At 61.9% G+C, this 21,096-nt stretch carries 14 protein-coding genes; 6 read left to right on the forward strand and 8 right to left on the reverse strand.

Translation table 11 applies throughout. The annotated features are described in order from the left end of the window. Positions 1-47 precede the first annotated feature (47 nt). A complete protein-coding gene (locus G442_RS0112225) occupies positions 48-1,919 on the reverse strand; it encodes a cation:proton antiporter (RefSeq protein ID WP_051292282.1) in 1,872 nt (623 codons plus the stop codon). Between the two features lie 823 nt (positions 1,920-2,742). On the opposite strand from G442_RS0112225, the gene G442_RS0112235 reads away from it, so the two are divergent. Both G442_RS0112235 and G442_RS0112240 read left to right on the forward strand, forming a co-directional pair. Then, positions 2,743-3,033, forward strand: a complete 291-nt coding sequence (locus G442_RS0112235; protein ID WP_026398227.1) for a putative quinol monooxygenase — start codon at positions 2,743-2,745, stop codon at positions 3,031-3,033. Between the two features lie 4 nt (positions 3,034-3,037). Then, the gene (locus G442_RS0112240; RefSeq protein WP_051292266.1) at positions 3,038-4,246 is read left to right on the forward strand and encodes an MFS transporter; all 1,209 of its coding nucleotides are present in this window, start codon (positions 3,038-3,040) and stop codon (positions 4,244-4,246) included. Between the two features lie 260 nt (positions 4,247-4,506). Here G442_RS0112240 and G442_RS25100 read toward each other — a convergent pair whose 3' ends face one another. Continuing rightward, positions 4,507-5,157, reverse strand: coding sequence for a hypothetical protein (locus tag G442_RS25100; protein WP_146882445.1), 651 nt, complete (start codon positions 5,155-5,157; stop codon positions 4,507-4,509). A 200-nt stretch (positions 5,158-5,357) separates the two neighbouring features. Between G442_RS25100 and G442_RS0112245 the strand changes: the two genes are divergently transcribed. Then, positions 5,358-6,569, forward strand: coding sequence for an L-dopachrome tautomerase-related protein (locus tag G442_RS0112245; RefSeq protein ID WP_084440568.1), 1,212 nt, complete (start codon positions 5,358-5,360; stop codon positions 6,567-6,569). Positions 6,570-6,765: 196 nt separating this feature from the next. Here G442_RS0112245 and G442_RS0112250 read toward each other — a convergent pair whose 3' ends face one another. The 5 genes from G442_RS0112250 to G442_RS22130 all read right to left on the reverse strand — a co-directional run bounded on the left by G442_RS0112250 (position 6,766) and on the right by G442_RS22130 (position 15,216). Next, complete coding sequence (locus G442_RS0112250; protein ID WP_026398230.1) at positions 6,766-7,062, reverse strand: helix-hairpin-helix domain-containing protein; 297 nt, start codon at positions 7,060-7,062, stop codon at positions 6,766-6,768. Positions 7,063-7,186: 124 nt separating this feature from the next. Further along, the gene (gene exaC, locus G442_RS0112255; RefSeq protein WP_026398231.1) at positions 7,187-8,698 is read right to left on the reverse strand and encodes an acetaldehyde dehydrogenase ExaC; all 1,512 of its coding nucleotides are present in this window, start codon (positions 8,696-8,698) and stop codon (positions 7,187-7,189) included. Between the two features lie 167 nt (positions 8,699-8,865). Beyond that, positions 8,866-11,976, reverse strand: a complete 3,111-nt coding sequence (locus G442_RS0112260; protein WP_026398232.1) for a hypothetical protein — start codon at positions 11,974-11,976, stop codon at positions 8,866-8,868. A 140-nt stretch (positions 11,977-12,116) separates the two neighbouring features. After that, positions 12,117-12,692, reverse strand: coding sequence for a D-sedoheptulose 7-phosphate isomerase (locus G442_RS0112265; protein ID WP_026398233.1), 576 nt, complete (start codon positions 12,690-12,692; stop codon positions 12,117-12,119). A 322-nt stretch (positions 12,693-13,014) separates the two neighbouring features. After that, positions 13,015-15,216 carry a glycosyltransferase gene (locus G442_RS22130; RefSeq protein ID WP_146882447.1) on the reverse strand — a complete coding sequence of 734 codons (2,202 nt, stop codon included), beginning with the start codon at positions 15,214-15,216 and terminating at the stop codon, positions 13,015-13,017. Positions 15,217-15,476: 260 nt separating this feature from the next. On the opposite strand from G442_RS22130, the gene G442_RS22135 reads away from it, so the two are divergent. Both G442_RS22135 and G442_RS22140 read left to right on the forward strand, forming a co-directional pair. Beyond that, positions 15,477-17,162 carry a glycosyltransferase family 4 protein gene (locus G442_RS22135; RefSeq protein WP_084440569.1) on the forward strand — a complete coding sequence of 562 codons (1,686 nt, stop codon included), beginning with the start codon at positions 15,477-15,479 and terminating at the stop codon, positions 17,160-17,162. Beyond that, positions 17,159-18,706, forward strand: a complete 1,548-nt coding sequence (locus tag G442_RS22140; RefSeq protein WP_051292270.1) for a glycosyltransferase family 4 protein — start codon at positions 17,159-17,161, stop codon at positions 18,704-18,706. Before G442_RS22135 ends, G442_RS22140 begins: the two co-directional genes overlap by 4 nt. Here G442_RS22140 and G442_RS0112285 read toward each other — a convergent pair. Continuing rightward, complete coding sequence (locus G442_RS0112285) at positions 18,703-19,692, reverse strand: adenosine kinase (RefSeq protein WP_026398234.1); 990 nt, start codon at positions 19,690-19,692, stop codon at positions 18,703-18,705. The genes G442_RS22140 and G442_RS0112285 overlap by 4 nt on opposite strands. Positions 19,693-19,986: 294 nt before the next feature. On the opposite strand from G442_RS0112285, the gene G442_RS0112290 reads away from it, so the two are divergent. Further along, on the forward strand, positions 19,987-20,691 hold the full coding sequence (locus G442_RS0112290; RefSeq protein ID WP_246789435.1) for a bactofilin family protein: 705 nt from the start codon (positions 19,987-19,989) through the stop codon (positions 20,689-20,691). The last annotated feature ends 405 nt before the right edge of the window (positions 20,692-21,096 follow it).

The raw sequence follows: 21,096 nt of genomic DNA on the forward strand, positions 1-21,096 counted from the left end.
CATAAGTGGCGCGTGAGGCTTCAAACCTCTCGCCCGCCGAAACGCATTTATACGGCCGGGGCGTCGCTTCCGGCGGTCTCAATCGCTTTTACCGGCTGCGCTTCCGCCGCCGCATCAGGCGCCCTCGGCGGCACAAGCGAAATCACGACATCCCCTGCAGAGGGCGGCGTCCCCGCAGAGTCTTCCGCAGAGTGGATCGAAATCCCGGCGCCCGGCCGCAGCGTGATGAAATCGAGACGATCGCCTCTCGCCTGCAGAAAGGCGTCGAGCGTCGCCATCGTCACCTCAAGCGCCTGAAACCGCCACCCCTCCTGATACAGCGTCTCCAGCAGGGTGAAATTCCACTCCGGCAACCCGAACACCTTGCCGCGGGCATCCCGGCTGAGCCCACGATACTCGTCGAGCCGCGCGACTCCCGGACTGACCTGATAAACACGCGCACGGCCGAAATGCGGCGCGAGATGTGCGCAAACCATGCCGTTGTAGATCGCATCAGGCGTGGTCGCGATCAGGTAGTCCGCAGGTCGCTCCTCCAGACTCTCGGCCCCGGCCTCGGAAAGCATCTCCGCGCGGAGAACGGGCACCCCCGCCCGCCGGGCAGGTATCAGAGGACGGGCCGCAGTATCCACCAGCGTCACCGGCGTACCAGCGCGGAACACCGCCTGCGCCAGATCCCGCGACCACGGATTGGCCCCCACAATGGCCAGCGCAGGAACGTCAGACAGCGTCAGCCTCAGCCGCCGCGCCAGAGGACGGAGCGAGAATCCGTGCAACAGCATCGTACTGCCGATCACGGCGAATACGGCCGGCATGACCAGTTGTGCGGACTCGAACCCCGCCTCGCTGAGACGTATGCCCGCAACGCCCGCGACGGCGGCGGCGACGATGCCGCGTGGCGCAATCCAGCCCACGAACACGCGCTCGCGCCAGCTTAGCGCGCTGCCAAGCGTGGCAAGGTAGATGCCAAGCGGCCGCACGACAAAAATCACGGCGCAGGTCAGGGCGAGAATCGACCAGGACAGGCGCTGCAACACCACGCGCTGCAGATCCGCCGTCAGCAGAATGAACAGCAACGACACGATCAGGACGACGAGACTTTCCTTCATGCGCTGCAATTCGCCCAGTCCCGGCACCCGCATGTTGGCGAGCGCCATGCCGAACACGGTCGAAGCCATCAGCCCCGCGCCGTCCATGAACAGCGTTCCCAGAGCGTAGACCGTCATCGCCAGCGTCAGCAGCAAAGGCATCTTCAACGGCTCAGGCATCAGATCATGGATAAAGAGCTGCTTGACGCCCCACCCACCGGCGACCCCCAACCCGATCGCCACGACGGAGCTGACGACCAGGTGCGGCAGAAGCGCCGTGAAGAAAGCGCTCGACCCCTCGTCCGGCTTCATCAGCAGGATTTCCAGAACCAGCGTCGCCAGAATCGCGCCCACCGGATCGTTCACAATGGCTTCCCAGCGCAGGAACGCAGCCACCCGCGGCCGCAATTTCGCGTGGCGCAACAGCGGCAGCACCACGGTCGGTCCGGTGACGACGATGATCGCGCCGAACAGACAGGACGGCCCCCAGGACAACCCACCGACGTAATGAGCCGCCGAAGCCCCCAAACCCCAGTTTATCGGCAACGCCACAAGCGTCAGCCGCAGCACCCCTTCGCCCGCGCTCTGCCATTGTCGGAAGTCGAGCGCGAGCCCGCCTTCAAACACGATCAACGCCACGGCGAGCGATACGAGAACGTGAAACATCGGCCCGATCAGGTCGGACGGATGCAGAAGCTCAAGGCCGGGGCCGAGCAGCAAACCGAGCGAGAACAACAGGACGATCGCCGGCAGCTTGAACCACCACGCCACCCACTGCGCCAACATTCCGCCACAAAACACAAAGAAAATCAGAACGATAGCATCTTCGTTCATCGGCGACGCACGCGAAATTCGGCCGTCATGGCATCTCCGGTCATTGAAATACGATCCTGCAAACGCAGCAGCCTGCAAATTCGTTTTGAAAAAGCCCGCCACAGGCGGTCAGCCCCATGCACGCCCCGCCCCTCGTCCCCGAAGCCGCGTCGCGCCGGTGTTGGAAGGCACGCTTGAGGCGCACGTCTGGGCGGCCGCCCAGACGTGCGCCGAACTCTCCTAGTTGTCCCCGATCACATATGGGGCCCCGTGATTCCGGCGGCAACGTCTCCGGATGGAATGACCTCGGAAAAACCTCGCAGAGGGGACGCCCCCATACGCACATCCGAGCCGGGCAAAAACGCTGCGGCGTCTTCCACGGTCCAAAAATTCGTCAGGTGAACCGTTAAAACGAAGCCTCCGGACTACCCCCCCGGATTCACACTGTCCACGCCTTGGCGGAACCCTGCTCATCCAGCCCAGCGGCCCGTAGCGATGTCGATTACTCGCCCCACTTCACGCTCCCGCACGTCTGGCGTAGCCGATACGACTCCATGTTCTTCCTTGAGCCGTTGCTCTCAGGCCAACAGATCCCGGCCCGCCGCACGCCATCGCGCGTAATGCCGGCGCAGATCCGACGCTGCGTTCCATGCGCTATGAAATCTCCGTCAACCCCGGCGACGCCGGTAGGAGAAACGCTGGAACCGCGTTATTCGAAAAGACGCCGAATATGAAAGCGGCCTCAATCGCTACCCCCTGACGCGCCGCACGGGACGCGCACAACCGCGCCCCGACGCCCACGCGCCAAAACGCCAACCAGACGAACAGGACAGGAGAAGCCCCCATGTCGACCATCGACGTCGCAGCCATCGTCAAGGCCAAACCGGGCAAGGTGGAAGAAGTCATTGCGGCAATCACGCCGTGCGTCGCTCCGTCCCGTGCGGAGACGGCGAATCACGCTTACACCCCCCACCGCGACATCGACGATCCGAATACGATCGTGATCATCGAGCGCTGGGCCAGTCGCGAGGGTTTTAACGCGCATCTGGAAACCGATCACTTCAAAACGATGGCTGGCAAACTCGGCGACCTGCTGGCCGAACCGATCGCAATCCATCTTCTCCAGCCTCTCTGATCCGATGAACGCTCCTCCCGGAAACGGACAGGCGACCGGGCAGGAGTTCGGAACAGACACCCTGGCGCGGCTCAGCGCCGCGCTGTTCCTGTCATACATGGCCGTGGCGCTGTCGCTGCCGGTGATTCCCGTCTTCGTCACGGGATTGTCGGGCTTCGGCAACATGTTCGCAGGACTCGCCGTCGGGATCGCGTTTCTTTCAACGATCCTGACCCGCAACTACGCAGGTGGCGTCGCCGATCGGCTCGGCGGCCATGTCTGCAAACGGCGCGGCCTGATTCTCTATATCGTTGCAAGCGCGCTTTGCGCAGCCGCGGCGCTTCCCACGCTGCCTCCCTCCCTCGCCTATGCGGTGCTCATCGCCGGGCGCCTGCTACTCGGCCTTGGGGAGAGCCTGACCATCGTCGGAATGCTCGGCTGGGGCATCGGCCTTATGGGCCAGCCGCGTGCGGGGAAGGTCATGGCGTGGACCGGCGCTGCGATGTACGGCGCCTTCGCCGTAGGCGCGCCAGTCGGCCTCGCCCTGTTTCATCATTTTGGCTTTGGCGGCGTCATGGCCGTCGGCGCGATGGCCCCCGCACTGGGGCTGCTGCTCGTGCTCGGCGTGGCGCCCGCCCCCATCGCCGCCGGACGGCGCGAGTCATTCTGGCGCGTGCTCGGACGCATCTCCGGGCAGGGCGCAGCGGTTGGCCTGCAAGGCGTCGGGTTCGCAGGCCTCGGCGCGTTCATGACGCTGTATTTCCTGCACCGTCACTGGCCCTATCCCGCATTGGGCCTGAGCCTGTTCGGCGGCGCATTTGTGCTGACCCGCGTGTTCTGCGGCCACCTGCCCGACAGGATCGGCGGCTACCGTGTGGCCGTCGCCTCCCTCGCCGTGGAAGCCTGCGGCCAGTGGCTGCTCTGGAGCGCGCCCGATCCGTGGTTCGCATTCGCGGGCGCACTGCTGACCGGGGCCGGATGTTCGATGGCCTTCCCGTCTCTGGGTGTCGAGGTCGTGAAGGTGATCCCGCCACAACTGCGTGGAGCGGCGCTCGGCGGCTTCGCCGCGTTTCAGGATCTCGCCTACGGCGCCACCGGCCCGATCGCCGGTCTTCTTGCCGACCACACGGGATACGGGTCTGTTTTCCTGCTCGGCGCGCTCTGCGCCAGTGCCGGGAGCGCGCTTACGGTCGTGTTGCTGAGACGCAGCCGGAGCGAGGCGGTAGTGGGCTGAGGTCTTTTTCCGTAGGCCCGCTTGCTCCGGCGGGTACCACTGTGGGGTTCGCAGATTGGCGCGATCAAATGAAGTTCTATTGTTCTTTAAATTGGGCGATTACGTTGCACGCTGGTGTGGCCGGTTTCGCCCCTCTTTTCTGACAAAAATAGGTCCAGACCCTCTCTGCATATCCGACCTTTTTATAAAGATGTTATATTTACACCTCAATTAATTGATTTGTCTAAAATTATAATTATCATTGCGAGAGAATATTATTGTTATTTTTGAATCCTTAATTCTCCAGTTACTTTTGTAATTCTCAGGGCAAGAGCCAATACTAAAATGTATGGGAAAATAAATATTATTATTTCTTCTGGAAAGCTTCTGTTAAATTCGCTGTGGATGTATCCGTTTTCATTTAATTGTTTTTTGGATATAACCAGTAATTTATTTATTTCATTATTTTCCCATTGTGACAATTTTTCTGGAACAGGCTCGCCAGCAACATCTATGATGTCTTTGAAAGTAATTCCTTCCTTATTGGCATTTTCATCTTGTCCCTTAAACCACTCACACGCCTCATTTCGCGTTTTGTATCTAGTAATGGCGTCCGGATCTGGAAATTTTGGTTCTACCCATGGGGTATTGCAGACGTAATTACGTTGAAAAGAAATTTCTTTCTTTAATAACTCGATGTCTTCTTGGGTTATTGAATTACTGCGACTAATAATATTATCTGCGTAAAGTTGTTTTTGTGCATAAACAGCCCCAAATAAAGACAAAGAAGAAAATGCAAGCCACCAATAATCAACTTTCTTTAAAAAACGAGCGTTTGGTTTGGCTCTGTATACATATGTATGGAAAATAATTATTAACAGAATAAACATAGCCAATGAAAAAAACATGGTGTGCGTTGGAAAGTCATTCATTTTTTTATCCGACCTTAGAAGTGAAAATATATTCTTCTATGTCTGATGAAATGACAATCTACATATAAAGCAGACCTTCCGTCCTCCCCCCAAGGCGGCCACTCACCATCCTCACGCACGGGGCGACACCTCCGCCCCTTACCGCGTAAGGTCAGATCATGACCTCTCAAACCCGGCGCCGCCGTGAAGGGAAAAGCCCCATGCCCCGCCAATCCGTCGGTTTCGGCCGCCGTTCCCTGCTGGCCAAAGCCGCCGCCGCGCCTGCGCTTCCCATCGCCCTCGCTTCTGCGAAAGCGGCTAACGCGGCCTCCGGCGTCAATCCGGACGCGCAGGGCGTGGCGGTGGCGCAGGACATGCTGCCAGCGGGGCAGATGGAGGTGATCGCCGCATTGCCCGATCCGGGGCCGTCCGGCATCGCCGTCACGCCCGACGGGCGCGTCTTCATCAGCCTGCCGCGTCATGCGCAGGATCATGACCAGCCGACGCTTAACGAACTGCGCGACGGGCGTCTGACGGCGTTTCCCGATGCCGAGACGACACGCCCGAGCGCCCTGCCGCCCGAAGAAAAACTGATCTCGCTCCATGGCCTGACCATCGACACGCGCGGGCGTCTGTGGGGCATTGATGACGGCAAGATCGCGGGCAAGCCTCTACAACCGGACGCTGCGAAAGTGGTCGGCTTCGACCCGGCTTCTGGCCGACGCATCGCCAGTCTCGTCCTCAAGTCGCCCGCGCTGCTTCCCGACAGCCATATGAACGACCTGCGGGTCGATCTGACGCATGGCGCGCAGGGCGTCGTCTATGTCGCGGACTCGTCGTTCGGAACGTCGCCCGCGCTTGTCGTGATCGACATCGCGACGGGGCGACAACGGCGCGTCCTGTCCGGCCACCCCTCGATTGTCGCGGAGAAAGGCTTCGTCGCCGTACTGGAGGGCAAGCCGCGCCGGTATCAGGCGCAGCATGCGCAGTTTCCGACCGGCGGGGTCGACAGCATTACGCTGAGCACGGACAGCGCGATGCTCTACTACTCCCCCCTGACCAGCCGTCGCCTTTACAGGCTGCCGACTGCGCTGCTGTCGAACTTCGACGCGACGGAGGAGCAGCTTGCCGCAGCCGTGGTCGATCTGGGCGAGAAGGTGATGACGGACGGTCTGGCCACGGATCCCTGGAACCGCATTTATCTGACCGCCGGAGAGCACGACGCCATCATGCGTCGCAACGTCGACGGCTCCATCGACGTGATCGCCCGCGACCGGCGCATTGTCTGGCCAGATGGAATCTTCGCTACGGATCGGCATGTTTACTGCGTTCTGGGGCAGTGGAACCGCCTGCCCGCGATGAACGGCGGTCATAACCTGCGCCAGCCGCCCTATCTTATTGTCCGTTGCCCCATTACGCCGCCCGTCGGGTAGTGGATTGCATTTGAGCGACGTCGCTCAAATGCGTGGAGCCCGTCACCACGGCGGGCTACGTCGTTTCGACCGAAACCGCGCTCAGTGAAAATGGGCAGACCACACAATAAATTCGCAAAACATTGGTCAGAAGAAAGCATTTGTGAAACTTGGAGCACCAACGTCACTCACGAGCATACGACGCTGTCGCGTGCCATTACGAAGAAGCGGCAACGACCGGAAACGTTCCCTCCGCCTGACGCGCCTTACGGGCGGGCGTGAATTTCCACCAGTCGAGAGCTTCCCCGGTTTGCGCCTGATGGATTGCTGCGGCGAACACGTCATGGACGCAGGGGTCGTGCCGTTGCCCGGTCTGGCGGCAGAGCGCGACATATAACGTGTCTGCGTCTTTCGATTTCAGATCGTCGACAGTCTCGATCCCCAGAACGCGAAAATCGGCAAGAGCGGCCTTGCCGATATTACGAAGCCGTCCGAGCGACTGCGCTTGCTGCATTGAACGCCCCCTTTCAGCCACCCGGCGGCTACGCCGTTTTCGGTTCGAATGACGAGTGTTCTCCTGCGCAACGCATGAAAGCAAGTCCGCCCCCGACGTTACTCGTCATCGGGGGCGACAACGATCAGAAGAAGCCCAGCTTGCTCTCGCTGTAGCTGACGAGCATGTTCTTCGTCTGCTGGTAATGATCGAGAACCATCTTGTGGGTTTCACGACCGATGCCAGATTCCTTGTAGCCGCCGAACGCTGCGTGCGCCGGATAGGCGTGGTAGCAGTTCACCCAGACGCGGCCCGCCTGAATGCCGCGCCCCATGCGGTAGCAGGTGTTGGCGTTGCGCGACCAAACGCCGGAGCCGAGTCCATAGGGGGTGTCGTTGGCGATGGCCAGCGCCTCGGCCTCATCGCGGAACGTCGTCACGGCGAGGACAGGTCCGAAGATTTCCTCCTGGAATATCCTCATGCTGTTGTCGCCCGCAAACACGGTCGGCTCGACGTAGAACCCGTCATTGAACGCCTTACCCAGATCCGGGCGGGAGCCGCCGGTCAGGAGGCGTGCCCCCTCGCTTTTGCCAACGTCGATGTAGCCAAGGATCTTGTCCTCCTGCATCTTCGAGTTCTGCGCGCCCATCATCGTCATTGGGTCGAGTGGGTCGCCCTGACGGATCGCCTTCACGCGCTCCAAGGCACGCTCGATGAAGCGGTCGTAAATCGACTCATGCACCAGCGCGCGGCTCGGACAGGTGCAGACCTGCCCCTGATTCAGCGCGAACATCGCGAAACCTTCAAGCGCCTTGTCGAGATATCCGTCATCTTCGTTCATGACGTCGGCGAAGAAGATATTCGGCGACTTGCCGCCAAGTTCCAGCGTGGCCGGGATCAGATTCTCCGCCGCCGCGTGCGCAACGCCGCGCCCGGTGGCCGTAGAGCCGGTGAACGCGATCTTGGCGATACGCTTGCTCGAAGACAGCGCCGCGCCGACTTCACGTCCCACACCGTTGACGATGTTGAGCACGCCCGGCGGAAACAGGTCGCCGATGATTTCCATCAGCACAAGGATGCTCGCAGGCGTCGTCTCGGCCGGTTTCATGACGACGCAGTTTCCGGCGGCGAGAGCCGGCGCCAGTTTCCATGCGCCCATCAGGATCGGGAAGTTCCACGGAATGATCTGCCCGACCACACCCAATGGCTCGTGGAAATGATACGCGACCGTGGTTTCGTCGATCTGGCTGATGCCGCCTTCCTGCGCGCGCAGGCATCCGGCGAAATAGCGGAAATGATCGATCGCGAGAGGAATGTCGGCGGCCATCGTCTCGCGAACCGGCTTGCCGTTGTCCCAGGATTCCGCAACCGCGATGCGTTGCAGTTCGGCCTCCATGCGGTCCGCCGCCTTGAGAAGGATGGTGGAGCGATCCCCATGGGACGTACGCGCCCAACCTTCCTTCGCCTTGTGCGCGGCGTCGAGCGCAAGCTCGATGTCCGCCGCGCGAGAATCCGGAACCTCGCACAACACCTGACCGTTAACAGGCGAGATGTTCTTCATATACTGGCCGCCAACCGGGGCGACCCACTCTCCGCCGATATAATTCTCGTAACGGGACTTGAAGGGCGGTTTGGACAGGGAGGCCTGCTGCGACATGATGTTCATGAACGGTCTCTCTTTTATATTTATGTGTCTTCGAGGTCCCCGGCGACATGTGCAGTCAGCCCCCGGCAGAGGACTGGCACTGTAAAAAATGAAATACTGTAATGCACGTCACGTTCTGGCGCCTCACGCAAACATGTGCGTCGCGCGAGAATGGCGATCTATCGCAGAGCCTCAGCGATGAGCCGGAAGGCGTCGCCCTCCACAAAATCGGCGCCTGCGAAAACCACGGTCACGCCGGCATCCGCCGCCAGCATTTGCAGCCCTGCCACGTCGGCCGCCCCAGACGCCAGAACAAGATCGACCCCAGCCAGCGCGCTCTCGGTCGCATCGGTCTTCTCGCCGTTCCAGAACAGCACGACAGGAGCGCCGCTTGCGTTTCGCAGCGTCGCAAGGACGTCCACCGCAGCCGCTTCCGGCCCGACCAGTATAGCCGACACGTCCCGTCCCCGACGCTCCAGCCAGTCGTCCAGACGTTCCCCGCCGTCAGCGCGCGGCATGCGGCCATGCGCCGTATCGTCAACATAAAACACATACCCGCGCCCCGCCTCACCTGCGAGACTTCGGCCCAAAGTCGAACCCGCCCTGTCGATCACCACAGCCATGAACGCAGGCTCCGTCACCACACTTCGCGCCATTGAAGCAGTCGCCCCGGCGCCAAGCCCGGATTCGTCTATCGGCTGAGGAACATCGCTGAGCAGAGAGCGGCGAACATGTCGGATCGCCTCAACATCGCGGCGCTGCAGGGCATGTCCCCCGGATTTTCGCATATGCGACGACAGGGCGTCCCCCCACTCAGCCAGCGAACGCCCGGCGAGGTCGCCGACATGATCGAGCGCCGCGTCGAGACATGCGTCCACTCCGCCGCCAGTCGTCGCGATGGAGCAACGCACGACGAAGCATCCGCCCTCAAGCGAAGCGGCCTTGACGGTTCTCCCGTGTTGTCTGGAGCCCTCCGCACCCGACAAAGCCGCATCCGAAATCGTCGCTCCCGCCGCCTCGACAATCCCGGGGGCGACCAGCACGACCCGCTCGTCCTGCGCAAATGACGCCGCTATAGCGTCGAGCGCCCCCGCAGCGAGCCAAAAGCTGCTTTCCATCACAACCGCCAGATCGCCCAAGGCCCGCAGCAGCCCGAGCCTGACCGTGGGGGCCACACGAACCGGCAGGGCAGCCAGCAGCGTCTTCACGATGGCGTCCTCCACGCCGACCAATATGACGTCGACATTCGCCTGAGTCGTCAGCGCGTAGATGCAGCGCCATAGCGCGTAAGGCGAGGAATTACCGACGATCACAGCGGAATACGGCGCGACCGCAGCTCCAAAACCCTGAACGGGAGCAGGCGGCAGCGCCGGGTCGTCCTCCCCGACGCCTCGCGTATCTCGCGTAGACAGGAGATATCCGGTTAATGCGCCGACTTCAGTGAATTCCGGATGTTCAGCCAGGTACGCGCGGGGATCGAACAGCGGATGCGGCGCCAGTCCGAGACTCTCTCCAACTGTGACATAGTGAACGAGCGGATTGATCTCGAGCGCCGCTGCAGCAAGATATTCAGCGCGATACCAGCCGGGAAGGAAACCGGGATTCGGTCGCGCGCCGCCATTTCTGTCGAGAAAATCCTCCAGCAGAGTCGAACCACGCAAGGGGCCGGGCAGCCCTCCCTCGCAATACAACGCCCCCTCAAACAAAGGATGCGGGTCTGACGCAGCATAGGGCGCAGCGCGCAAATAATGCGCCAGCGGGTTGCCCTGAACACCGTATCCAGCCTCGCCGACGAGATTTTCAGACGGGGAACGACTGAGAACGCCTGCCAGATAATAAACCGAGTCGAACAGTGGGTGCGGATCGATCCCCAGTTCACAACCCACACGGCAATAATGTTCGACGAGGTTCGTCTCAGACGTTAGTTCGGCTCGATCAGGCCGCGCGTCGCATTGGGCGCGATACCACTCCGCGTCGAACAACGACGATCCGGAAATCAGCGCCATATCGTCATCGAAGGCGCTCCTGGGCGTGAGGGCGCATGATGCGCGCGGCAGAGTCTCCGACGCCGATTCCGCTGCGGCCTCATGCAAGGCATGCTGCCGCCGTTCTACATCCTGACCGGATTCACATTCGCTGTGGGAAGATACAGGCGTTCCGGCTTCCGGACCGGAAGCATCCAAGACGGGCGCCTCATCAACCACCCCCTCGGGCGAGAGGGACGAACCAGCAACCAGAGTGGAAGACCACGGCTCCTGACCAGACGACTGGGCCTGCATCCGGTCTGAAGATACTGGAGTCCGACGGCGCAGTATGCTTCCCAAAGCAGGAACCCGCCGCAATAATCTCGCCAGCGCGCTGGAAGTCTCGAGGGATGGAGCCGCGTTCGCCTCGTAGTCCGCGCCTGTGTCATCGCAATCCGGCACGACATCATACGAAACTGCAGCAACTGCGGCCTCATCGCCACTGCCGGGCAGACGTTCACGCGCAACCACCACGCCATGCTGAACCGCGCCGCCATTCTCCGCCGCTTCGTCCGTCGGACCTGCACGCCCCTGCGAACTCACATCGCCAGAGCCCCTTGCACCGTGAGATGCGTCTCCGCGACCGGGCTCCGCCGCATCACGGCGCCCAATTACGTCATTGGGCGCGTCAGCATCAACGGACATGCCGACATCGCCATGCCCCGCCACCTCGGAAGAGGGATGCGCGCCGCCACACACAACTTCATCGCACGCGCTTGAACAGTCGCCGCCGCCAGCCTGATCACCCGGACGTTCGCCGCCTAACGTCACTCCGTTGCGGCGCATCCGTGTGTCGTTATCCTGATCTGCGTCGTCACCTGCATCCGCAGCGTCCTGCTTCGTCGCGCCGTTTTGCTGCGCTTCCCCTCCGGGCGTCGCCGTGCTCTCCCCCGCAGGAGCGCCGGAAGCCGCGTGACCGCTACCCGCAGCGACTCCAGCTTGCCGGAAAGAGGCGATATCCTCGTTCGCGCGGCGCAGTTGGGCCTCAAGCCGCACGACCAGAGCGGTCAGTCCACGAACGTGACTATCCTGTGCATGAACGCGTTCGATTAGCTCAACGAAACGCCGCTCCAGAAACATGTCCGCCGTTTCCTGGTCAACAGGAGGAAAGCGGTCGACGTCGGAGGCCTCGCGCGGGAGATCAGCGCGACCGAAATCGGGCGTGCTCACTGGCTCGCCGCCATTCAACCCGAACACGCCCAACCGCGACCGCAACCGCTGGAAAGCCCCTCCCGACGTATGATCGGCGTCATCTGCGGTTGTCATGAGGCCATGCCATCGATTTTTCCAGAGTCTGTTGCCTTGGCGATGCCTGCCTCCGTCGGATCAGTTCGCCCGGGTAAACCTCGTGCCGACGCATGGCGTGTTACCGAGAGCGTCTACAGCGCTCCGCCGAGGCGTGGATTTCAATCTTCTACGCGCTGCGGGCAGAGCGTGCGCTCGACGAGGCCACAGACAATATGCCCTGCGGTGATGTGCATCTGCTGGATCAGCGGCGTCCACGCTGAAGGAACAGCCACGGTCACATCGCATGTCGCCCCGACGATTCCAGCTTCACCGGAGAACGCAGCCGTGATCACGCCAGCGTCTCGCGCCGCCTGGAAGGCGCGCAGAATATTTGGCGACTTCCCCGAAGTCGAAATCCCCAGAAACACGTCGCCGGGGCAGCCGAGCGCCGAGACCTGGCGCGCGAACACCTCGGCAAAGCCGTAGTCGTTGCTGATGGCCGTCAGGCTTGAACTGTCCGTGGTCAAAGCCACTGCGCTCAATGGACGACGATCATACATCAAACGCCCGGTGAACTCCGCAGCGATGTGTTGCGCGTCCGCCGCACTGCCGCCATTCCCTGCGACCAGCAGCCGTCCACCCGCAGCCAGTGACGTGGAGATACGCTCTGCAAGGTCATGCATGGCCGCCTGAGCCGCCTCATCCTCAGCGAACGCGACCATCGCTTCCGCAGAACGCCGCAGATAATCGACCATAAAGCCGCGATCCTCGACCTTGGGCCGGGTGGACGTGACGGAAAGCTCGGCGGCGGCGGCCAGGTCTATGGAGATCATCGCACACGTTGTCCTCATCCCGACATGCGCCTTAACATCCCGTCCGACCGGCCACTGTCGGCCGCGCGTCTGAAACCCCTGCGTTTGAACTTCAGAGCCAAACGTCCCGGAAAGCGCCTGCACTGAGTCGCTTATAAACTTTCGGCGCACTGGGCAAGGACGCGCAGCAGGCACGCACTGCGTGAGAGAGAAAGCGCCACTGACTGATCGAAGGGCGATCATTACGCCTTGACGCCCAGCCCTGTCATCTTCCCCCCTCGGGACAGCCATGTTGATCAGCCGGCGGCGCCAGCAGAACGTCCCGATCAGTTAGTTTCAGATTGGGATTTATCGTCGCGTCCGAGGCGATAAGCGCGCTCCAGCGGCCGATCAACCGCGCCGTTTCCCTGAAGAAGCGCACCTGACGGTCCGACCGATAGTCCCTTCCCCGCGTTGCGCCATCTATGTGGGTCAACACGGCGTGCGGCGTCCACACGACGCGCCGCCCCGCGGCGACAACGCGCAAACAGAGGTCGACGTCGTTGCATGTCACGCGAAACTCTTCGTCCAACCCGCCCAATTCCTCAAATAATGCGCGATGAATCAGCAGACAGGCTCCCGTCACCGCCAGCATGTCGCGTTGCCACCCGATCTGGCCAAGGTATCCTCCTTCCCCGGACGAAGCGTAACGCAGGATATGCGTCGCTCCGTCCGGCGTCAGCGCCATACCGCCATGCTGCAGCGTTCCATCTGGATAGAGCAGGCGCGCGCCGACGACGCCGACGCCCGGGCGAAGCGCCTGCCGGACCAGCTCATCCAGCCAGTCGCGACGCAGGATCTCGATATCGTCGTTGAGCAGAAGCAACAACTGGCCGCTCGTGCCGCGCGCCGCCTCGTTGTTCAGCGCCGCCCAGTTGAACGGAGTGTCGATCCGTCGCACTGTCACACGTGGATCGGCTGCGAGCTGCCGCAATAGCGCCGCCGCCTCAGGCTCGACGCCTCCATTGTCGACGATGGTCACGTCGAAAGCAGGGTAATCCGTGTCGTAGAGCAATCCGGAAAGACAGCGCGCGAGCAGATCCGGGTTATCACGCGTCAGAATGACAATCGAAACCGTAGGCATGACTGTCGGCAATGGGTAGAGAACACGGGGCCACAGCATGCTGTGGGTGGTCGGACCTGCTACGTCCAGAGAGGCCTCCGTCAACCTCAGGCCAGGACGGCAATCGGCGATATGGCGCGCCACGACAGCATGCTCCACAAAAACAGGCGCATGAGGGGACGCCCGGGCAGCCACCATCTGCGACGGTCCGGAAAATCCGCGCCCGCGATGAAACAGCACGCGCGGCAGATGCACAATCTGGTCAGTCGCCGTCGCCTCCGCAACGCGTAACTTTACTGCAAGCTGGAACGCCCGCTCCCGCTCCTCCACACTCCACTGCCGAACGTCGCAAGCCTCAGCCGTTCTCACGCACGCGGTAGCCGCGTCCAGACCGCCAACCGCAATAATCCGCTCGCGCGCCATGACGGCGAGTTGCCCAATTGTGTCGCCGCCCAGCAGTTGATCGTCACTCCATCCGGGCTTGAAACGCCCGCCCCATCGACGCCCGTGCGCGTCGATCCTGTCCTCGTCGGTATAAAGCAGAGCCGTTTCAGGCAATTCCGCCAAAGCTTCCGCAATAAACTGCACTGCCGACGCCCTCAGACGATCGCCGGGTTCGAGGAAGGCGATAAACGGCGTCTCCGCTGCCTGAAAGGCAACCTGTCGCGCGTCAACGTCGGGCGGCACGGAGAGAACCCGCACGCGTGGATCTTTACACGCCCCATCGAGCAGTCGCTCCACAGTGCGAAAGTCGTCAACGCTCGCCGCGACACATGCCGCCCACCCAGGATGAGTCTGGGTCCGCAATGAGGCAAGCGTTTCTTCCAGAAGATCAAAACGCCAGGCTGGCACATTCAATAAAAAGGTGATCGACGGTTTTTGATCCGCAGCTAGCGGAGCATCTTTCGGCCCGCCCTCGCTATCATATCTCTCTGCCCACAAGGCATAGGCGCGATCGTCCTGCACTGGCGCGCCATGCGGATAAAGCCATTCGAACGGATCGAAACGGCCCAGAATTTCCGGGGCCCCGGCCACCTCCGCCAGCACCGAGGCTCGGCTCGACCGGCGGGCGAAGCGCATATATTCGAGCGTCGTGGGCTCGCGGCCTAACGCGTCGCGAAACAATGCGCGCACGAATAGCACATCGGACTCGTGCTTAGCGCCGTATCGTTGGCGGAATTCGTCAGAACCGACGATCATGTCCGCCATACGGTCCACAGCGGTCACGTCCGCAAACGGCGCATCCAGCGTTTCCATTACAGAAACGAAATGCTCTACCGCAGGCCGTTCGGGCAAGCGCCCCAGAGCAGTGGCGAAGACCTGAACTACCGCAGCCGCCTTGTCCGCGTCACGACGAGAGTTCATTGCACGAAAAAAACCCCATTCCTGATGATCGTCCAATACAACATGGAAAACGGAAGGAGGAATCTCATGCTTCAAGGGGTGCCCGCAAAGCGTCCGGCGCGCAAGACTTCCCCCGGTTCCGCCCCTCGAAACACAGTTTCCGCATGCGCTTGACGCTCATATAAACATGTGGTCCATCGAAACGTTCACGATGTACAGATCGGCATTGGCGTGTATATTTGCGTCTGCCGGAAACCAGACTTGCTACGGAACTCCTGTATATGGCTAGCCCTTCTTCAGACAAAACGCCTGCCTATACACTTTGGATCGATGTAGACGATCTCTTCCAATATGCTGCTTCCAACCCTCGCCCGAGCGGCATTCAGCGTCTGGTATACGAAATTCTGAGGGTTCTTGAGCAAAGAGCCGAGACCAGACCCGATGCTCCACGCGTTGTTTTCGTTCGACGCGGCGCTGACGGTTCGGCACTTTCCAAAATCGCGTTCCGTGACATTGAAGCCATATTCGATCGCCTTTCCGGCGACACGGCGCCTACGTCGTCCAAGAGCGTGCCGTCTACCGACAAACCGGCGCAGAAAGTGGCTCGCCCGACGCCCTCCCCGACTTCGTCCGCTCCTGTCGATAGACGCGCCAAGCGCATGCTCAAACGACTTTTGTGCATGTTTACTCCCGTGGGACTGATGCAACATGCGCGACACAGCGCTATTCGGCGTCTGGAGGCATTACCTCCCAGCATAGCCAACCCGTTCCTTACCGCGGGCGTGATGCAGGTCCGCACCGCTCGACTGGCGCGACGATACTGGAGCCTTAAGCGCGCGCGACGGCTTTATGAAACCTCGCATGAAGCCTCTGCTGCGACATCGACCGTGCACCACGCCGAGCGGCCCGTTATTACTTCCATCGATTCGTTCTCTTCGGCGTCGCCGACGATCCCGACCTACGACACCGCGCCCAGCGACATCTTCCTCGTTCTGGGCGCCCCCTGGTCCGATCCGCTTTTTGGCGAACGCCTGCGGGTGGTTCGCGAGATTCACGGGCTGCGGCCTGTCCTGCTACTTTACGATCTCATCCCCGTCCGCCGCCCCGAGTGGTGCGCGCAGTCATTGGTCGAAGTTTTTCGCCACTGGCTTGACTCTACCCTGCCCCAGTGCGCGCACCTTCTGGCGATCAGCGACGCCACCGCGCGCGACGTGGAGCGCTACGCGGAAGAGGAAGGGTTGCGTCTGGCCGACAAGGTGCGCACCATTCGCCTCGGCACCGGGTTCGGCCTGACGGCGCAACAGGATGAGCCGAAAGACGCCACGCCGCCGGGCGGATTGCCCAAACCTGGCACCTACGTGCTCTTCGTATCGACAATGGAGGCACGCAAAAATCATGCGCTGCTTTTCCGGGTGTGGCGTCGCCTCATCGCTGAATTGGGCGCGGACGCCGTACCGACTCTTGTCTTCGCCGGGCGCGTCGGCTGGCTGGTCGCAGACCTGATGCAACAGCTCGAAAACACGGACTGGCTGGATGGCAAGATTCGCCTTCTGCGTGATCCGAGCGACGAAGAACTGCGTTGGCTCTATCGTGGCTGCATGTTCACCGTTTTCCCTTCCCTGTTTGAAGGCTGGGGTCTGCCGGTGACGGAAAGCCTCATGATGGGCAGCCCGTGCGTCGCCTCGAACGTAACATCCGTTCCGGAAGCTGGCGGAGCCTTCGCCCGCTATTTCAATCCGGAAAGCGCCAAGGATGCGACCGCCGTGATCCGTGACGTGATCGCCGACCGCGCAGGCCTCGCTCTCTGGCGGGAGCAGGTCACGAAGGACTTCCCGCGCGTTTCCTGGGAAACAACAGCCGACGCCGTGCTGGACGCCTGCGCCGCTGCTCATAAACCGGAAGGCGCAGACAACGTGTCCGCCAACAAACTCCCGACGCCTGCCCTCGTCAAGGGAGGCGTGCAATGACTGGCCGCACGCTATGGGTCGATATCGACGACCTGCTTTATCACCTCTCCCACCACAATCGCCCGAGCGGCATTCAGCGTGTCGTGTATGAGCTGAGCCGTGCTCTGGTGACTATGGCGCCAGACCATGTCCGCTTTGTGCGCCGCGGTCATGGCCCGTGCGACTTCGTAACCGTCGACTGGACCTATATCCACGCGCTGTTCGACAGCGTGACCGGCGCCGCGCCGACGCAGGCGCCACCTCCTGCAGCGCCTCCGCCGCCGAGACCGGGCGTTCCGTTTGCGCCGCCCGCCGACAATGCCGCGCTGCTGCCCGCCATACTCGACACGCAGTTGGAGGTCGTAAAACAACTCGCGGTAGCACCCCTTAACGCTGTTCAGCATGCGTTGCGCATGATTGACGTCAAACGCCGCGCCAATATCGAACGCGAGGCTCTACTCGCGGAAGTCGGCGAAGACGCCGTCGTGGTGGAAGAAGGCGTTCGCCTGGCTGACGCCGCACGCCCGGGCGATGCGTTCTTCGTTCCTGGATCGCCCTGGCGTCATGCGGACTACGGACGTTCGGTGCGCTGGCTCCGTGATGAATTGCGGATGTCTTTCGGTCTGCTCATGTACGATCTCGTACCGATCAGGTGCCCGGAATGGTGCGATCGCGGCATCATCTCCACATTCTCTCAATGGCACCGCATGATCCTACCGCTCGCGGACCGGATTTTCGCCATCAGTGACGCGACACGGCGCGACGTCGAAGCACATGCTGTCGAACAGCGCCTGCTCCTTAACGACGCCGTGCAGTCGATCGGCATGGGCTCGGGCTTCGGCCAAACGCCGCAGCAAGACGCTGGCCGCCCAAAATTGTCAGGCAAGCGCTGGCCCAGCGCCCAGCGTTCGCCTCACCTGCCGCCAGAAGGCAGCTACGTCCTGTTCGTCTCGACCATTGAGGCCCGAAAGAACCACGCGTTGCTCTTTCGGGTATGGCGGCGTCTTTTGGAAGAACGTCCTGCAGAGGATGTCCCTACACTGGTATTCGCCGGTCGGGTCGGCTGGCTTGTCGCCGATCTGATGCAGCAACTGGAAAACGCCAACTGGCTTGACGGAAAAATCAGGCTGATCAGCGGCCCGTCCGACGCGGAACTGGCCGAACTTTATCAAGGCTGCCTGTTCACCGCGTTCCCCTCGATCTTTGAGGGATGGGGACTGCCGGTCACCGAAAGCCTCAGTTTCGGCAAGCCTTGCGTGGCGTCCTCCACCACATCGATCCCGGAGGCCGGGGGGCCTTTGGGGCGCTACTTCGATCCGGAGGACATCGACGACGCGCTCCGGGTAATCGGCGAGGTTCTCGACGACCCTGCTGGGTTAGAGCAGTGGCGGCGACAGGTGGTGCGGGAATTCGTCCCCACGCCATGGGAGACACAGGCCCGCAGCGTGCTGAAGGCCTACGGCGTCGAGTTCGGCGCGACGCCGCACTCGACGGCGAAATCTCAGGACATGTCTTCCGGAAAGAACTCCCTCCGGAAGACGCCCATGCAGAAGGCCTCGCCTTAAAGGGCGATGTCCTTCCAGAGCGAGGTCAACGGCCGCGCTCCGAAATGGGAAATCACCTCCGACGCCGCCACGGAGGCGAGACGCCCGCTTTCCTCCATCGAACGTCCGGCCGTCAGCCCCGCGAGGAACCCGGCGGCGTAAGCGTCTCCCGCTCCTGTCGTGTCGACAACCGTCGTGGGAACCGCCGCGATATTCGTTCTTTCGCCGTCGCGGATGATGACGCTTCCCTTCTCCGAACGCGTCAGCACCACGAAACTCGCATCCCGTGAGGCCTGCGTCGCCGCATCCTCAAAACTTTCAGTCTGATACAGGGAGCATATCTCATCCTCGTTCGCGAACAGGATATCGATATGGCCATGCACCAGATCTCGGAACGCGTCGCGATGGCGCGCCACGCAGAACGGATCCGAAAGCGTCAACGCCACGTTGCGTTTCGCCTTGTGCGCGATCGTAGCTGCGCGACGAAACGCTTCCTGAGCCTGCGGCGGATCGAAAAGATAGCCTTCGAGATAGGCGACCTTCGCCGCGCCCACGACATCGGCAAGCACGTCGTCCGGCGAGAAGTGCGTGCAGGCGCCGAGGTACGTGTTCATCGTCCTCTGGCCGTCCGGCGTGACGAGAACGACGCAGCAGGCGGTGGACAGGTTCGCGCCCTCCCGCCCGTCCAGAGGGCGCGACGGAAATGTAATGCCGCTTGCACGAAGATCTTCGGAGAAGGCGCGTCCAGCCTTGTCGTCGGCGACTTTGCCCAGATAGGCGACCCGCGCCCCGAGTTCCGCGGCGACGGCGCATGTATTGGCGGCCGAACCGCCGCCTGACTCTTTCTCCGGGGCGATCTGCGCGCGAAGCGTCGCCGCACGATCTGCGTCGATCAGGGACATTGATCCCGGCGTCAGCCCGTGCCGCTCAAGAAAATCGGCATCCACCCGAGCCACTATGTCCGTGATCGCGTTGCCGATCCCGAGGAGGTCGTAAAGCGTATTCATAACTCTTCCCTATGTATCGCGGTCCATCCCTTATCCGCATCGGTCGGACCGCGCCACGTATGCCTTGCAGGACAAGGAACAGGCAGAGCGAATTTAACTCAAATTTACAGCAAACGCCTTGTGGCGAACACATTGATGCGTATAACCGAATCAAGCACGTGGACGCTCGCGCAGGTTGCGTGAAGGTCATTCGGGTCGCGTCGGTGAAGCCGTCAGCCTGACGTTCGCGTGAACCCAGAATCCGGCTGCGTCGTGTGACCTCTAGCACGCAGCCACAAGAGTGACGGGGTTTTCTTGTTCAGAAGACGTAAGCCAGACGAAAGTCAGACCGGCCAGTCCGCTCCCTCCCCCAGCGCGGCCCCAGCCGCGCCGCCGTCTGGCGCCCGCCCCCCAGCGCCAGACAAAAGCGGCGCGCCCTTATTTCCTCCACAAGCAAAGGATACCCCATCTATGGGTCGTGCCCCGTTCCCGCCCGCTCCTGGCTCCACCCCTTCGCCCAACGCCGTGCCTACAGGCGCGCCGGGCGGAGCCCCCGCCGGAGCGCCGGGCCCCATGGCGCAGCGTCCGCAAGGCCCTGCGCCTCGCCGCGAGGAAGAGCAGCGCCGCACCCTCGTGGTCGGACGCGGCATCAGCGTTCAGGGATCCGTGCAGGATGCAGAGCGCCTCGTCGTCGAGGGCACTGTTGAGTCGAGCATGATCGTGGCGAAGCAACTCTCCGTTGCGCCCGGCGGCCTGTTCCGCGGCGGCGTCGAAGTCGAGGACGCAGAAATTGCCGGCACGGTCGACGGCACCCTGACCGTACGCGGCAGCCTGACAGTCAGCGCGACCGGACGCCTGCTTGGCAAGGCCACCTGCAAGCGCCTGCGTGTCGAAGACGGCGGCCAGATCACCGGCCAGCTTGAAATGCTGACCGACGGAGCGAGCCCTTCCTCCGCGTCCTCCTCCAGCTCTCCGGCGCAGTCGACTCCGACGCCCACTCCGGCGCCCAGCGCCGCCTGATTACGGCGACAGGCGGGCGCTGCACCCGCCTGTCCTGAAGAGAAGCCCTGTATAGCGTTCGCGCATGCAGGGCTTTCTTTTTGGAAACAAGGCCCCCTTGTTCCTGTTCGGATTTTCCCGGATAAGCGCTTCTCAAACTTCGCCTCCGTTCCTCCGAAGTCCGCATAGCGCTTCGGATAGGGAAGCCTGACGCACCCCCTCGTCTTCGACGCCCGCTTCCCGATGTTCTGAAGATTGAACGCCAGCGCTCGGCGCCGCACAGAAATGAAGCGTCGCCTAATTTCTTTTACGTTCGCCAGGATTAAGGCCGGGCCGTCGCATTTTTCATGCCGCCCATCTTACTGCGCAGCCCGAACGACAATCGGCGCTTGCCCGGCGCGATCAATCCCTCAGGACACGACGCTC

This window comes from Acetobacter nitrogenifigens DSM 23921 = NBRC 105050 (assembly GCF_000429165.1).
GTDB lineage: Bacteria > Pseudomonadota > Alphaproteobacteria > Acetobacterales > Acetobacteraceae > Acetobacter > Acetobacter nitrogenifigens.

What these genes read in the sequence shown, in the direction of transcription:
- G442_RS0112225 (WP_051292282.1), bottom strand. Translation starts at nt 1,919, where the DNA reads ATGAACGAAGATGCTATCGTTCTGATTTTCTTTGTGTTTTGTGGCGGA.
- G442_RS0112235 (WP_026398227.1), top strand. Translation starts at nt 2,743, where the DNA reads ATGTCGACCATCGACGTCGCAGCCATCGTCAAGGCCAAACCGGGCAAG.
- G442_RS0112240 (WP_051292266.1), top strand. Translation starts at nt 3,038, where the DNA reads ATGAACGCTCCTCCCGGAAACGGACAGGCGACCGGGCAGGAGTTCGGA.
- G442_RS25100 (WP_146882445.1), bottom strand. Translation starts at nt 5,157, where the DNA reads ATGAATGACTTTCCAACGCACACCATGTTTTTTTCATTGGCTATGTTT.
- G442_RS0112245 (WP_084440568.1), top strand. Translation starts at nt 5,358, where the DNA reads ATGCCCCGCCAATCCGTCGGTTTCGGCCGCCGTTCCCTGCTGGCCAAA.
- G442_RS0112250 (WP_026398230.1), bottom strand. Translation starts at nt 7,062, where the DNA reads ATGCAGCAAGCGCAGTCGCTCGGACGGCTTCGTAATATCGGCAAGGCC.
- exaC (WP_026398231.1), bottom strand. Translation starts at nt 8,698, where the DNA reads ATGTCGCAGCAGGCCTCCCTGTCCAAACCGCCCTTCAAGTCCCGTTAC.
- G442_RS0112260 (WP_026398232.1), bottom strand. Translation starts at nt 11,976, where the DNA reads ATGACAACCGCAGATGACGCCGATCATACGTCGGGAGGGGCTTTCCAG.
- G442_RS0112265 (WP_026398233.1), bottom strand. Translation starts at nt 12,692, where the DNA reads ATGGTCGATTATCTGCGGCGTTCTGCGGAAGCGATGGTCGCGTTCGCT.
- G442_RS22130 (WP_146882447.1), bottom strand. Translation starts at nt 15,216, where the DNA reads ATGAACTCTCGTCGTGACGCGGACAAGGCGGCTGCGGTAGTTCAGGTC.
- G442_RS22135 (WP_084440569.1), top strand. Translation starts at nt 15,477, where the DNA reads ATGGCTAGCCCTTCTTCAGACAAAACGCCTGCCTATACACTTTGGATC.
- G442_RS22140 (WP_051292270.1), top strand. Translation starts at nt 17,159, where the DNA reads ATGACTGGCCGCACGCTATGGGTCGATATCGACGACCTGCTTTATCAC.
- G442_RS0112285 (WP_026398234.1), bottom strand. Translation starts at nt 19,692, where the DNA reads ATGAATACGCTTTACGACCTCCTCGGGATCGGCAACGCGATCACGGAC.